Origin of the sequence: Roseitranquillus sediminis (assembly GCF_016918935.1) — a bacterium.
Lineage (GTDB): Bacteria > Pseudomonadota > Alphaproteobacteria > Rhodobacterales > Rhodobacteraceae > Roseitranquillus > Roseitranquillus sediminis.
In genome coordinates, this window is sequence record NZ_JAFFOB010000019.1 from 230,497 (window position 1) to 244,323 (window position 13,827).

The 13,827-nt window shown below is 67.6% G+C and carries 14 protein-coding genes; 6 read left to right on the plus strand and 8 right to left on the minus strand.

Annotated features, from left to right (window positions below):
* Positions 1-21: 21 nt before the first annotated feature.
* Positions 22-804: an HpcH/HpaI aldolase family protein gene (locus tag JM664_RS14595; RefSeq protein WP_227420652.1), complete on the minus strand. Its 783-nt coding sequence runs from the start codon at positions 802-804 to the stop codon at positions 22-24.
* 117 nt (positions 805-921) lie between these two features.
* Between JM664_RS14595 and dctP the strand changes: the two genes are divergently transcribed.
* Genes dctP through JM664_RS14620 form a run of 5 tightly spaced genes read left to right on the plus strand, consistent with a single transcriptional unit; the run spans position 922 to position 7,345 of the window.
* Positions 922-1,953 carry a TRAP transporter substrate-binding protein DctP gene (gene dctP / locus JM664_RS14600; RefSeq protein ID WP_227420653.1) on the plus strand — a complete coding sequence of 344 codons (1,032 nt, stop codon included), beginning with the start codon at positions 922-924 and terminating at the stop codon, positions 1,951-1,953.
* Between the two features lie 49 nt (positions 1,954-2,002).
* Positions 2,003-2,512: a 2Fe-2S iron-sulfur cluster-binding protein gene (locus JM664_RS14605; RefSeq protein ID WP_227420654.1), complete on the plus strand. Its 510-nt coding sequence runs from the start codon at positions 2,003-2,005 to the stop codon at positions 2,510-2,512.
* Positions 2,509-3,498, plus strand: coding sequence for an FAD binding domain-containing protein (locus JM664_RS14610; RefSeq protein WP_227420655.1), 990 nt, complete (start codon positions 2,509-2,511; stop codon positions 3,496-3,498). The genes JM664_RS14605 and JM664_RS14610 overlap by 4 nt, the downstream gene beginning before the upstream one ends.
* Entirely contained in the window at positions 3,495-5,690 is a 2,196-nt protein-coding gene (locus JM664_RS14615) for a xanthine dehydrogenase family protein molybdopterin-binding subunit (protein ID WP_227420656.1), read from the plus strand. Before JM664_RS14610 ends, JM664_RS14615 begins: the two co-directional genes overlap by 4 nt.
* Positions 5,691-5,695: 5 nt before the next feature.
* Positions 5,696-7,345: an alpha-amylase family protein gene (locus JM664_RS14620; RefSeq protein WP_227420657.1), complete on the plus strand. Its 1,650-nt coding sequence runs from the start codon at positions 5,696-5,698 to the stop codon at positions 7,343-7,345.
* 2 nt (positions 7,346-7,347) lie between these two features.
* Here JM664_RS14620 and JM664_RS14625 read toward each other — a convergent pair whose 3' ends face one another.
* The 7 genes from JM664_RS14625 to JM664_RS14655 form a co-directional block, all read right to left on the minus strand.
* On the minus strand, positions 7,348-7,812 hold the full coding sequence (locus JM664_RS14625) for a response regulator (protein WP_227420658.1): 465 nt from the start codon (positions 7,810-7,812) through the stop codon (positions 7,348-7,350).
* 86 nt (positions 7,813-7,898) lie between these two features.
* A complete protein-coding gene (locus tag JM664_RS14630) occupies positions 7,899-8,957 on the minus strand; it encodes a branched-chain amino acid ABC transporter permease (RefSeq protein ID WP_227420659.1) in 1,059 nt (352 codons plus the stop codon).
* Positions 8,954-9,985 carry a branched-chain amino acid ABC transporter permease gene (locus tag JM664_RS14635; protein ID WP_227420660.1) on the minus strand — a complete coding sequence of 344 codons (1,032 nt, stop codon included), beginning with the start codon at positions 9,983-9,985 and terminating at the stop codon, positions 8,954-8,956. The genes JM664_RS14630 and JM664_RS14635 overlap by 4 nt, the downstream gene beginning before the upstream one ends.
* On the minus strand, positions 9,982-10,515 hold the full coding sequence (locus JM664_RS14640; RefSeq protein ID WP_227420661.1) for a hypothetical protein: 534 nt from the start codon (positions 10,513-10,515) through the stop codon (positions 9,982-9,984). Before JM664_RS14640 ends, JM664_RS14635 begins: the two co-directional genes overlap by 4 nt.
* Positions 10,512-11,234, minus strand: a complete 723-nt coding sequence (locus JM664_RS14645; RefSeq protein ID WP_227420662.1) for an ABC transporter ATP-binding protein — start codon at positions 11,232-11,234, stop codon at positions 10,512-10,514. The genes JM664_RS14640 and JM664_RS14645 overlap by 4 nt, the downstream gene beginning before the upstream one ends.
* Positions 11,227-11,991 (minus strand): ABC transporter ATP-binding protein, encoded by a 765-nt coding sequence (locus JM664_RS14650; protein ID WP_227420663.1) that lies wholly within the window; start codon positions 11,989-11,991, stop codon positions 11,227-11,229. The genes JM664_RS14645 and JM664_RS14650 overlap by 8 nt, the downstream gene beginning before the upstream one ends.
* Positions 11,992-12,026: 35 nt before the next feature.
* Complete coding sequence (locus tag JM664_RS14655) at positions 12,027-13,199, minus strand: substrate-binding domain-containing protein (protein WP_227420664.1); 1,173 nt, start codon at positions 13,197-13,199, stop codon at positions 12,027-12,029.
* A 266-nt stretch (positions 13,200-13,465) separates the two neighbouring features.
* Here JM664_RS14655 and JM664_RS14660 point away from each other — a divergent pair, with 266 nt between their 5' ends.
* Positions 13,466-13,681 carry a DUF1127 domain-containing protein gene (locus tag JM664_RS14660; RefSeq protein WP_406675806.1) on the plus strand — a complete coding sequence of 72 codons (216 nt, stop codon included), beginning with the start codon at positions 13,466-13,468 and terminating at the stop codon, positions 13,679-13,681.
* Positions 13,682-13,827 lie beyond the last annotated feature (146 nt).

Below are 13,827 nucleotides of genomic sequence, written 5' to 3' on the forward strand. Positions count from 1 at the left end.
GGGACGGAAAGGCACCGGGCCTCAGCCGCTGCCCGCCGCCTCGCGCGCAATAGCCGCCAGACCGGCCAGCGCCCGCGCCAGGGCAATCGTGTCGCCTCCGACGCCGAGGAATGTGACGCCTTGCCGCGCGTAATCGCCAATCCGCTCCGGCTCGAAGGTGACGATGCCGGCGGCCTTGTCCGCCGCACGGATGCGAGAGATCGCGTGGTCGATTGCCTCGACCACCTCCGGCGCGTCGGGGCGGTTCGGGTGGCCCATGTCGGCGGAAAGGTCGGCGGGCCCGATGAAGACGCCGTCGACGCCTTCGGTCGCGGCGATCGCGTCGATGTTCTCGATCGCACGCCGCGACTCGGCCTGTACCAGCAGGCAGACCTGCGCGTCCGCCGTTACTGCATACTCGGCCAACCGCGAATAACCCGACGCGCGGGCGAGGCCGGCTCCGACGCCTCGGACGCCGCGCGGCGGGTAGCGGACCGCCCGCACCATGCGCGCGGCCTCCTCCGACGTGTCGACCATCGGGACGAGGAGGCTCTGCACGCCGAGGTCCAGGACCTGCTTCAGGATCCGCGCCTCGCCGATCGGCACGCGCACCACCGGATGCGCTGGCGCGCCGTTCATCGCGTGGAGCTGCGACAGGATCGAGGTCAGTTCGTTCGGCCCGTGCTCGGCGTCGATCAGGCACCAGTCGAAACCCGCATGCGCGGCGATCTCGGCGGCCACTGGGCTGGCCATGGCGAGCCAGAGGCCGATCTGCAGCCTTCGCTCCTCCAGCGCCTGCTTGAGCGGGTTTGTCGGTGCCGTCATTGCCGCCTCCATCGCGGCACGCTCTCACGCTCGCGAATTGTTGCCAAGCGGGTTGCTGGCACAGCGGCACAGGGGTCGCTAACGTCGTGGCCGAGGCACTTCGGACGGAGGAAAGCGATGAAATCGGTGCTGGCCAGCGCAGCCCTTGCCACCTGCCTCGCGATCGGAAGTGCGGCGGCCGAAACCACCGAGTGGGACGTCTCGCTCTGGGGCGAACGCAGGCCGCTGACGGAGCACGTGCACAGACTGGCCGAGCTGCTGGACGAAAAGACCGATGGCGACTTCACGCTCCGGATCAACTACGGCGGCCTTTCCAAGGACACCGAAAACCTCGACGGGCTGAGGCTGGGCGCGTTCGAGATGGCGCAGTTCTGCGCCGGCTATCATCCCGACAAGACGCCGTCGCTGACCGTTCTGGAGCTGCCGTTCCTTGACGTCCAGACCCTCGAGGAGGAGCTCGCGGTGAGCGAAGCGGTTTACGCTCATCCTTCGGCGCAGGCGGACCTCGAGCGCTGGGGCGCGCGGATCCTCCTGCCGTCGCCGACGCCGCAGCACGGCATTGCCGGGCGGGGCGATCCGCCGCGCTCCCTCGAGGACTTCGAGGGTCTGAGGATCGGCATGACCGGCGGGCTCGGGCGAACATTGCAGGCTATCGGGGCGCTGCCGGTCCCGATCACCGCCTCGCAGACACATGCGGCGCTCGAAGACGGCGTGATAAGCGCCGTGGCACTGGCGCCCCATGCGCACCTGGCGTTCCGCTCCCTCGACCTCGGCGACTGGTGGACCGCGAACCTGCCCCTCGGCACCGTGAACTGCCCCGTCGCGGTCAGCACGGCCGCCTTGGAGGTCTTGCCGGAAAAGCACCACGAGGCGCTGGACGGCGCGATCGAGGAAGCGCTGGCGCACTACCTGTCGAGCTACGAGGAGTTCATGGTCCAGTGGGAGAGCCTGCTGGAGGAGAACGCCGTCCAGCAGGTCACGCTGTCGAGCACGGATGTAGGCCGCCTGCTGGAGATGGCCGCACCCATACGTACGCAGTGGATCGCGGACATGAGCGCCAAGGGCCTGCCGGGAGAGGAGCTCCATCGCCTCCTGCAGGACACGCTTCAGGACGTTCGCGCTCGCAGGCCTGCCACCGCCAAACATTGACTGGAACCGCCGGGAGCCTCGGGCGTCATGCCATGAGAAGGAGGCCCCGATGCAGACCACCCTCAAGATCAACGGCGAGAGTTGGACGCTGGATGTCGACCCGCGCACCAGCCTGCTCGACGCGCTGCGCCACCACCTTGACCTGACCGGCACCAAGAAGGGGTGCGACCACGGCCAGTGCGGCGCGTGTACGATCATCCTGAACGGCCGGCGGATCAATTCGTGCCTGACGCTGGCCGTGATGCACGACGGCGACGAGATCACGACCATCGAAGGGTTGGGCGAGCCGGGGCGGCTGAACCCGATGCAGGAAGCGTTCGTGCGCCACGACGGGTATCAGTGCGGCTATTGCACGCCGGGTCAGATCATGTCGGCGACCGGAATGCTGGACGAGGTTTCGCAGGGCTGGCCCAGCCACGTCAGCGCCTCGCTTGAAGGCGACGTTCCGCTCAGCCGCGAGGAGGTGGCCGAGCGGATGAGCGGCAACCTCTGCCGCTGCTCAGCCTATCCCGGCATCGTGCGAGCGATCCGGGAGACCGCGGGTGAGGTTTCGGAATGAGGCCGTTTGACTACATGCGCGCCGAGGATCTGCAGGCAGCGACCGAGGCAAAAGGAAATGGTGCGACGGTGATAGCGGGCGGCACCAACCTGCTCGACCTGATGAAGCTGGAGGTCATGGCGCCTGAGCGGCTGGTCGACATAACACGTTTGGACCTGCACAACACCGAACGGACGTCGGGGGGCGGATTGCGCATAGGCGCGCTGGTCACGAACAGCGATCTTGCGGCAAATCCGGACGTGCGGCGCAACTGGCCGGTGCTGTCGCGCGCGCTGCTCGCGGGCGCCACAGGGCAGCTGAGAAACAAGGCCACCACCGGCGGCAACCTTCTGCAGCGGACGCGGTGCTACTACTTCTATGACACCGCCATGCCCTGCAACAAGCGCGAGCCGGGGTCGGGGTGCCACGCGAGGACCGGCTTCAACCGCATCCACGCGATCCTCGGGGCGAGCGACAAGTGTATCGCGACTCACCCCAGCGACATGGCGGTCGCCATGCGGGCCCTCGACGCCGAGGTGGAGGTGCAGGGTTCGGGTGGCACACGCCGGATGGGCCTCGATGCGCTCTACCGCCTGCCCGGCGACACGCCGCACATCGAGACGTCGCTCGCGGAGGGCGAGATCATCACCGCCGTCATCCTGCCACCGCCGCCCACCGCAGCGACGCAGGTATATCGCAAGGTGCGCGACCGCTCCTCCTATGCGTTCGCGCTCGTCTCCGTTGCCGCCGTCGTGGCGATGGACGGCGCGCGGATCCGCGAGGCACGGCTGGCCTTCGGCGGCCTCGGACCGATGCCCTGGCGCGACGGCGAGGTGGAGCGCGCACTCGAGGGTCAGGAGCCGTCGGACGCGCTCTTCGACTGTGCCTCCGATATCCTGCTGCGCGACGCCCAAGGCCAGGGCAGCAACGACTTCAAGATTCCCCTCGCCCGGCGGACGCTCAAGGCGGTCCTCCGCGAGGTCACGCGCACGGAGGCGCCGGCATGAACAAGCACCTCAAGATGGACGCGCCGCAGAAGCGGGTTCTCGACGAGACGGCGCAGGGGACGCTCGGCCGGCCGCTGGACCGGCCGGAGGGGCCGCTCAAGGTTTCCGGCCGCGCCGCCTACTCGGCGGAATACCAGCTGCCGAACATGGCGACGGGCGTGCTGGTGCGGGCGACGATTACCCACGGGCGCATGACGTCGCTGAACGACGAGGCGGTCCGGGGGATGCCCGGCATCCTTGGCGTCTTCACGGGCGAGCGGTTCCTGCGCAATCCCGCGCAGGGAGGCGCGGGCAAGGCCCCGGTGCAGGGTGCCTCCGAGGTGGCCTATCTCGGGCAGCCGGTCGCGCTCGTCGTGGCCGAGACGTTCGAACAGGCGCGGCACGCGGCGCAGCAGCTCAGGCCGACCTTCGCCGGCGAGCCGGCGGATACGCACCCCGAACACGCGGCGCAGGTCGACCGGCCCGACAAGAAGCAGCTCGATCAGGGCGATGTCGATGGCGCGATGCAGGCGGCGGCGGCGAGCGTCGACGTCGTCTACACCACCCCGCCGCACAGCAGCGCGCCGATGGAGCCGCACGCCTCGGTCGCCGAGTGGCAGGGCGACCGGCTGATCCTGCGCGGCTCGTACCAGATGTTGAAGTACAACAAGAAGGAACTTGCGGATGCCATTGGCGTCGCGCCGGAAAATGTCCGGATCCTGTCGCCCTATGTCGGCGGCGGCTTCGGCTCGAAGCTCGGGATCGCGCCCGAGGCGGTGTCGGCGGCGCTGGCGGCACGGGAGCTGGGGCGGCCGGTCCGGGTGGTGATGTCGCGCCAGCAGGTGTTCGAGGGGACCATGCGCCGCAGCGAGACCCGGCAGCGCCTGCGCCTCGCGGTCGATGCGGACGGCGTGCTGACGGCGCTGGAGCATGACGCGCGGGTCTCGAACTTGCCTGGCGAGAGCTTCAGCGAGCCGGTGCAGCAGGCGACGCACTTTCTCTATCGTGGCGAGAACCGGCGGCACGAGAACGAGATTGCGCGCGTCCACCGTACCTGCGCCGGCTCCGTCCGTGCACCGGGCGAGGCAGTGGGAATGCTGGCGCTCGAGGCGGCGATGGACGAGCTGGCCGAGGCAGCGGGCATCGACCCGATCGAGCTGCGCAAACGCAACATTCCCGATACGCACCCCGAAAACGGTATCCCCTACTCCGCCCGCTCGCTTGCAGAGTGCCTCGACGAGGGCGCCAGGCGTTTCGGCTGGGGGCAGCGCGATCTCCGGCCCGGTCAGCGGCGCGAAGGCGAATGGCTGATCGGCATAGGCGTCGCAGCGGCGGCGCGGCCAAACATACTGTCGGATTCGCGCGCCCGCGTCACCTTGCGCGAGGACGCCACGGCCCTCGTCGAAACGGACATGACCGACATCGGCACCGGCACCTACTCCGTCCTGTCGCAGCTCGCGGCCGAGATGCTTGGCCTGCCGGTCGAGAGCGTGGAGGTGCGGCTGGGCGACACCGACCTGCCGCCCGCCGCTGGCTCCGGCGGCTCCTGGGGTGCCTCGTCCTCCGGCTCTTCAGTCTTCCTGGCCTGCCGCGGCATCCGCGAGACGCTCGCGCGGCGGATCGGCTGCGGCGCCGAGGCGCTGACGCTGCAGGACGGCGTGGCGACTGGTGGGAACCGGCGCGAGACGCTGCGGGACCTGCTGGCGGAGGGCTCGATCGAAGTCGAGGGGCACATCGAGCCGGGCGAGACGGCGAAGGAGGTCAGCCAGGCATCGTACGGCGCGCACTTCGTCGAGGTGGCGGTGAGCGCTGTCACTGGCGAGGTGCGGGTGCGCCGGATGCTGGGCGTATTCGCCGCCGGCCGAATTCTCAACGAGAAGACCGCCCGCTCGCAGTGTCACGGCGGGATGATCTGGGGCATCGGCTCGGCGCTGACGGAGGAGATCGCACACGACCCGCGCGACGGGCACATCGTCAACCGCGACTTGGCCGAGTACCACATCCCCGTAAACATGGACGTGCCGGATCTCGACGTGACGTTCTTGGAAGAGCGCGACGATCATGCCAGCCCGATCCAGTCGAAGGGCATCGGCGAACTCGGCATCTCGGGCGCGGGCGCGGCGGTCATCAACGCCATCTACAACGCCTGCGGCGTGCGGGTGCGCGACTATCCTGCGACTCCGGACAAGATCATCGCCCAATTGGCCGAGTAAGCGTGATGCTGGATCTCTGGTACAAGAACGCGATCATCTACTGCCTAGACGTCGAAACATTCATGGACGCGAATGGCGACGGCGTGGGTGACTTCGAAGGGCTGACACACCGGCTCGACCATCTCGAGGCGCTGGGCGTCAATGTCATCTGGTTGAACCCGTTCTACCCGACGCCCAACCGCGACAACGGTTACGACATCACGGACTTCTACGGTGTAGACCCGCGCCTCGGTCATCTGGGGCATTTCGTCGACTTCTCGCGCGCCGCGGCGGATCGGGGCATGAAGGTGATCGTCGACCTCGTGGTGAACCACACCTCGACCGATCATCCCTGGTTCCGCTCGGCCTGCGAGTCCGAGGACTCGCCCTATCGCGACTGGTACGTCTGGTCGAAGGAAAAGCCGGAAGACATCCACGAGGGCATCATCTTCCCGGGGGTTCAGGATGCGGTTTGGACCTACAGCGAGCGGGCCGAGGCGTGGTACCTGCACCGCTTCTACGCGCACCAGGCCGACCTCAACATCGCGAACCCGAAGGTGCGCGAGGAGATCCAGCGGATCATGGGCTTCTGGCTGGAGCTTGGCGTCTACGGCTTCCGCATCGACGCGGTGCCGTTCCTCGTCGAGTACATGGGGCTGAAAGAGAAGCCCGATCGCGAGCCGCTGCTCCTGCTGACCGAGATGCGGGACTTCCTCTCCTGGCGGCGCGCCGGGGCAATCATGCTGGCAGAGGCCAATGTCACGTATGACACCGTCGGAGCCTACTTCGGCGGACAGCAGATCGGCGCCGAAGACCGGATGCACATGGTCTTCGACTTTCCGCTCAACCAGCAGATCTACCTCGGCATCGTGCGCGGCAGCGCCCTTCCGGTCATCGAAGCGCTGAAGCGCCGACCGAGCGAGATGTCGCACGGCGCGCAGTGGGCGAACTTCCTTCGGAACCACGACGAATTGTCGCTCGACAAGCTCGAGGACGACGAACGACAGGAGGTCTTCGACGCGCTGGGATCCGATCCCGACATGCAGATCTACGAGCGGGGACTGCGGCGCCGACTCGCCCCCATGATGGGCGGCGACGAGACGCGGCTGGCAATGCTGCACTCGCTGCTCCTGGCGCTGCCCGGAACGCCGGTCCTATGGTACGGCGACGAAATCGGCATGGGCGAGGACCTGTCGCAGCCGGAGCGCAGTGCAGTGCGCACGCCGATGCAGTGGGCGAACGAGCCGCACGCCGGCTTCTCGCGCTGCGAAAGCAAGAGCGACCTCGTTCGGCCGGTGGTCGACGAGGGGCCGTTCTCATTCGAACGTGTCAATGTGGTGGCGCAGCGGGACCGACCCGATTCGCTGATGGGCCGGATCCAGCGACTGATCCGGGTGCGCCGCGCCTGCCCCGAGATTGGATGGGGGGAAACGCAGGCCATCGACGTTGGCTCCGACGCTGTCCTGGCCATGATCGCGGACTGGCGGGACAATCGCGTGCTCACCCTCCACAATTTCTCGGCTGAACGGCTGCAGGTGCGGGTGACGCTGCGAGATGCGAGGTTCCTCGCCCGCCTGCTCGAATGTGACACTCCAGACACGGTCCCGGCGGACCAGCCGATCGAGCTGGAGCCCTATGGCTTTCGCTGGTTCCGCGTGGACGGCGAGCGGCGGTAGGTTCAGCCGAGGACGCTACGCAGGAGGCTGGCCACAGCCCGCGGGTCGACCGGCTTCGTCAGGCTGCGGGCATTGGGAAAGCGTGACATCACCTCGTTGCCGGCGGCGCCATATCCGGTGAGGAAGACAAACGGCTTGCCGTCGCGCTGGAAGCGTTCCGCGATCTCGTGGCTCGTACCGTCGGCGCCGAGATTGATGTCGAAAACGCCGATCTCCGGCGCCACCTCCTCGAAAGCCTCAATTGCGCCCCCTGTCGAGCGGTACGGACCGTAGGTCTCGAAACCTTCGTCCTTGAGCACGTCGGCGAGATCGAGCCCAACGATGATCTCGTCCTCGACGATCAGAACCTTTGTCTTGCGCTCTACCACATGAACCTCACCTACAAGAAGCGCCGCCTCCAGTGGCGGATCGGGCCAAGGTGACGCATTGGCAACCGCTTCCTGTTGCCAGTGCGCCTCGGCACGCAACCCATCAAAACAGAGCGTCGCTTTCTTTCAACCGCGTTTCGCAGGCGCGCGCCGATTCTGCCCCACATAGGCGCCGGTGCGCTAGCCTAGCGGCTTCTGCGTAGCCTCCCGACGACGCCGTCGGGAAAAAAGTAGACGCTGAGGATGAAGAGCACCCCCAACCACAGCAGCCAGCGGTCCGAATTCAGGAGATCGGGCAGCAGGAACAATCCTGCCGTCGCCTCGGACGCTCCGCTCATCAGTGTCTGAAGGTAGTTCTGCGCCAGTACGAAGAGAGTCGCGCCGATTACCGCACCATACATCGTGCCCATTCCGCCGATGACGACCATCAGCAGGATGTCGAGCATGATCTCGAAGCTCAGCACCGTGTCCGGCCCGACGTAGCGCAGCCAGATGGCGAAGAGGCTGCCGGCGAGGGAGGCCGCCGCGGCCGAGATGCAGGTTGCGGCGATCCGATAGCGCACCACCCGGTAGCCGACCGCCTCGGCGCGGAAGTCGTTCTCGCGGATCGCCTTAAGCACGCTGCCGAAGGGCGAGTTCACGATGCGCAGGAGGAGCAGGAATAAAATGAGCGCAGAGAAGAAAACGAGGTAGTAGTTCAGGAGCTTGCCGTTCAGCCGCGTACCGAAGAGCTCGCCCTCCACAATCGTGAGCGCCGGCGTCAGCGCCCGCGGAATGGAGTAGTTGAGCCCGTCCTCGCCGCCGGTGAGCCCTGAGAACTGACTGACCAGCACCGCGAAGGCCGAGGCCACAGCTAGCGTGATCATCGCGAAGAAGATTGCCCGGACCCTGAGCGAGAATAGCCCGATCACCAGAGCCAGCGCGACCGCGGCGAATGCGCCCGCCAGCGCGCCGGCGCCGAGGGCCGGGAAGCTGCGGCCAATGTGCTCGCAGCCCAGCGCAACGCCGTAGGCGCCGAGGCCGAAGAACATGGTGTGGGCGAAGCTGACGATGCCGGTGTAGCCGAGCAGCAGGTCGTAGCTCGCCACCAGCACGATGAAGATGCAGATCCGCGCCGCCGTCTCCAGCGAGCGCGTGCCGGGAAACAAGAACGGCGCGAAGGCGAGCGAGACGAGGATCGCCGTCAGGATCAGCGCCAGTGCGGCACTGCGCGGCCGGTCGCCTGCGAGCAGGTGAACGATCATTTCGCCTTCACCACCGGCATCATGCCCTGCGGCCGCCACATAAGGATGACGACCAGCAGGCCGATGTTCGACATCAGCGCGAGCTTCGGCTCGAGGAAGGCCACGTAGTTCTGCATCAGACCCACGAGCAGGGCGCCGATGAAGCACCCCTCGACCGAGCCGAGCCCGCCAATGATGACCACGATGAAGACGAGGATCATCATCTCCTCGCCCATGCCAGCCGTCACTACCTCCTGATAGAGTCCCCACATCACGCCACCGAGCCCGGCCAGCGCAGAACCCGCGACGAAGACCACCACAAAGACCAGCCGCAGGCGATAGCCCAGCGCCTGCACCATCTCGCCGTCCTCCACGCCCGCCCGGACGATGAGCCCGATGCGCGTGCGGCGCAGCACCCACCGCATCGCGAGGAACAGCACCAAACCCACCGCCACCGCGACCAGCCGGTAGCGCTCGAGCGCGGCGCCGGCGAAGGTTACCGCGCCCTTGAGCATCTCCGGCCGCGTCAGATAGATTTCTTCGGGTCCCCAGATCACGGCGATGAGTTGCTCGACCACGATCAGGCCGCCCACAGTGACGAGGATCTGCTTGAGGTGCGCGCCGTAGACCGGCCGGACGATCACCCGCTCGAACGCCCAGCCCATGACGGCCGTCGCCGCCATCGCCGCCAGCACGGCGAGGAACAGAGCCACGAGGTTCAGCGCCAGCGACGGCGCGCCCGTCATCTCCCCCAGCGCCATGAGCAGGCTGACGCCGACGAACGCGCCGACGGAGATGAAGGCCCCGTGGCCGAAGTTGATGACGTCCATCAGCCCGAAGACCAGCGTCAGCCCCGACGCCATGATAAAGATCATCATCCCCATCGCCAGTCCCGAAACTGTCAGCGTGAGCCAGGACGAGGTCGACGAAATCGCCGCCAATCCCACCAGCACCAGAACCGGCACCAGTAGCACCGGCGCCAGACGCGAGAGTCGGTCGGCCAACGGCAGCCGCCTGACGACGCCGGCGCGATCCGCGGCCTCGCTCACGCGGCGCTTCCGACGCCGACCAGATCCATTCCCTCGAACGCGACCCGCACATCGTCCTTCATGCGCCACGTCTTCGCTTCATCGTCCCAATCGGCGAGGAGCCCCGACCAGAACGGCGTGCCGTCGCGACGCATCTCCACCGGCCAGAGGTAGTCGCCCCGCTCATGGCACATCTTGCCGAAGTGCGTGTGCCAGGCTTGGCCGTCCCACCCACAGACCCTCGACAGAGTGGACGACGAGTCGTCCGGGTGCCGGAACAGCGCCTGGATGAAGCGCAGATCAGTCTCCGACGGCGGCCGGCCACGGAAGGCGGCGGTGACGCGCGCGATCCGCTCCTCCGGTTCTAGCGCCTCGTATACGCTGGCGGCCGGCGCGGGCACGGCGTCGTCCAGCGCCACGATCAGCCGCTCCGCAGCCTGGCGCTGCGCATCGCTGCCGCCGTCGCGCCAGCATCCGGCATTTCGGCGCATCCGCGCCCTCTCCTGCTCGGACTTCTCCGTCAGGGTCGCCCTGATCCGGTCGATATTCACGCACCCTCCATTCTCAGGCCCATCAGGCGCTCCTGCAGCGCCGTGTCGCCTGCGAGGTCGGCCATCGCACCGGTCCAGACGACGCGGCCATCATCCATGACGGCCGCCGTGTCGCCGAGAGCGCGGGCGACGGCGAAGTTCTGCTCGACCATCAGGATGCTCGCCCCCTGCCGCTTCAGGTTGCGCAGCGCCGCCGCCATGGTCGAGACGATGGCGGGCGCGAGGCCCTTGGTCGGCTCGTCGATCAGGTAGAGGCGCCGCTCTTCGGCCATGGCGCGGGCGATGGAGAGCATCTGCTTCTGTCCGCCCGACAGCGTGCCTGCGGGCGAGCGCCAGAAGGTGCGGAGCGGCGGGAACGCCTCGAAGATCCGCTCCAGCCGCATCCGGTCGAGCGGCCCGGAGACGGCGGCGAGCACCATGTTCTCCTCCACCGTCAGGTCCGAGAAGATGCCCATCCCCTCCGGCACATAGCCGACGCCGGCGCGGGCGATGGCGGCGGTCGGCGCGGCGATGATGTCCCGGCCGTGGAGCCGGATCGTTCCCGCCCGCGCCCGCCAGTGTCCCATGATCGTGCGCAGGGTCGTCGTTTTGCCGACGCCGTTGCGGCCGAGCAGCATCGTGACGCCGCCGCGCGCCACCTCGAGGTCGACGCCGTGCAGGATGCGATACTGCGCGATGTCGGTGCAGACGCCGGAGAGGGACAGGATCGGCTCAGGCAACGTCCAGCCCCCGGCCCATGTAGGCCTCCTGGACCACGTCCGACTCCATGACCTCGGCCGGCGGCCCGTCCGCGGCAACCCGACCGTTGTGCAGCACCACGATCCGGTCGGCCAGCGTGCGGATCACGTCGAGCTTGTGCTCCACCAGCAGGATGCAGCGGGTGCGGTCGGCCTGGAGCGCGGCGATCAGGTCCAGCACGCGCGGCGCCTCGTCCATGCTCATGCCGGCCGTGGGCTCGTCGAACATGTAGACGGCGGGATCGAGCGCGATCAGCATCGCGACCTCCAGCTTGCGCTGGTCGCCGTGGGAGAGTTCGCTGACCCGCGCCGTCTCCACCCGGTCGAGCCGCACCCGCGTGACGATGTTGCGCGCCGCGGCCGCGAGGCCAGAGAGGTCGGCCGCCCTCCGCAGCAGCGTGAAGCCGCAGCCTCGCCGGGCCTGCACCGCGAGGCGCACGTTCTCGAGCACCGTGAGGTCGGGAAAGAGGTTGGTGAGCTGGAACGCGCGGCCGATGCCGCGGGCCGTCCGCTCTGCGGCGCCGGCGCGGGTGATGTCTTGCCCCGCCAGCAGGACGCGGCCCGCCGTCGCCCGGACCTGGCCGGAGATCAGGTTGAAATAGGTGGTCTTGCCCGCCCCGTTCGGCCCGACGATGGCCGTCAGCTCGCCGGCGCGAAAGCCGCAGCTGACGCTGTCTACGGCGACGTGGCCGCCGAAGCGGACCGTCAGGTCGCGGGTCTCGAGGAGGGGCTGGGACATGCGGCGAAGGGGGGCGTTGAAACGCCCCCGCTCCCTCACTGGTTCTGGATCGGGATGTCCATGTCCTCGATCCCCAGCTCGCGGACCAGCACCGGGACCCCGTAATCCTTGCCCTCCTGCACCTCCGTGCGGAAGTGGTACATCGACTGGAGCGCCTGGTGGTCCTCCGGCCGGAAGCGCATCGTGCCTTTGGGCGTCTCCCACTCCATGCCTTCCATGGCCACGATCAGCTCCTCGGTGTCGGTCGACCCGGCCTTCTCCAGCGCCTCCACGATGGCGATGCCCGCCGCCATGCCGCCGGCGGTGAAGAAGTCGGGCGGGGTTCCGAAGCGCTCCTGGTGCTGCTCGACCAGCCAGTCGTTCACCGCGTTGTCCGGGATCTCGTAGTAATAGTAGGTCGCGCCCTCCATTCCCGGCAGCTCCCTGTAGGCGGTGAGCGCCGCCAGGATGTTGCCGCCGGTGGCAATCTCGATGCCGTGGCGCGAGGGCTCCATCGCGTTGATCTTGGTCATCGGGTTGTTGCCGCCGGCCCAGATGATGAAAAGCTTCTTCTCGCCTTCCACGCCGTCCATCGCGTTGAAGATGCGCTCCGCCGCGGCAGTGAAGTCCGTGGTGTCGGTCGGAACGTACTCCTCGTGGACGACCTCGCCGCCTGTCGCCTCGAGCGCGGTGCGGAACGCCGCCACCCCGTCGCGGCCGAAGGCGTAGTCCTGCGCCAGCGTCGCCACCTTGACGTCCTCGCCGCCGAGCGCCACGGCATTCGAGATCGCATCCTGAGAGGAATTGCGCCCAGTGCGGAATACATAGCGGTTCCAGTCGGTCCCAGTGATGGAGTCCGCGACCGCGGGTTCGACGATCAGGATCTTCTCGTAGTCCCGCGCGACCGGCAGCATCGCGAGCGCTACGCCGGAGCTGACCGGCCCGACGGCGATGTCGGCGCCGTCGTCGGCGTATGCCTCCTCCAGCATCGCCTTGCCCTGAGCCGGGTCGAGCTGCGTGTCCTTCTCGATGACCACGATGTCCTCGCCCAGAATCTGCATCGTCCCGTCGGTCGCGTACTCGAGACCCAGCATCAGGCCCTGATGGCTCTGCGCGGCGTAGGCTTCGAGCGGCCCCGTCTTGCCGTAGACATGCGCGATGGTGATCTCTGCCGAAGCTGCGCCGGAAATGGCGCCGAGGGCCGCGGCGGCGGCCACTATATGTCTCACGTTCAACCTCCCCACGCGCCTGTACGGCGCTTACAGAATTGTGCGGTCATGGCTACACCGCCCGGTGTGACGCAACAAGCTGCGCCGACTGGCTTTCCCCAGGTCGCGCAGCTCACGCGGAATGTTGGTAAAGGTTCCCCTCCGTTGCTTGCGCTTTCTGCATGGCAGCATTGAACCTTCGGACATTGTGCATATGCAGCATTCGACCATGTTGCTCTGCGAAGGCGGCGCATGATCGCGCCGCGCGAAAGAGAGAGTTTGACAGTATGGAACATGTTCAGAACGCCGGCACGCACCGCATCGGGTTCCTCGAGCGCCTCGTCCTGATGACGCGGCAGCTCAACGAGCGCAACGAGCGCGAGACAATCCGCCGCAAGACCTACCGTGAGCTCCAGTCGTTGAGCGACCGGGACCTCGCCGACCTCGGGATCAGCCGCTCGATGATCCCGCAGATTGCGCACGACGCAGCCTACGGCGCGTGAACTGTTCGCGGGCGCGCCGCGGGACGAGGATCGGACGCGCCTCGTCTACGGCGCGCGCACGCGTCTCAACGGGTTCGTGAGGCCACGAGGCTTGATGCGAATCCGCAGAACGACTAAGGAACGTCCCTGCTTCCCGGGACTTGCCG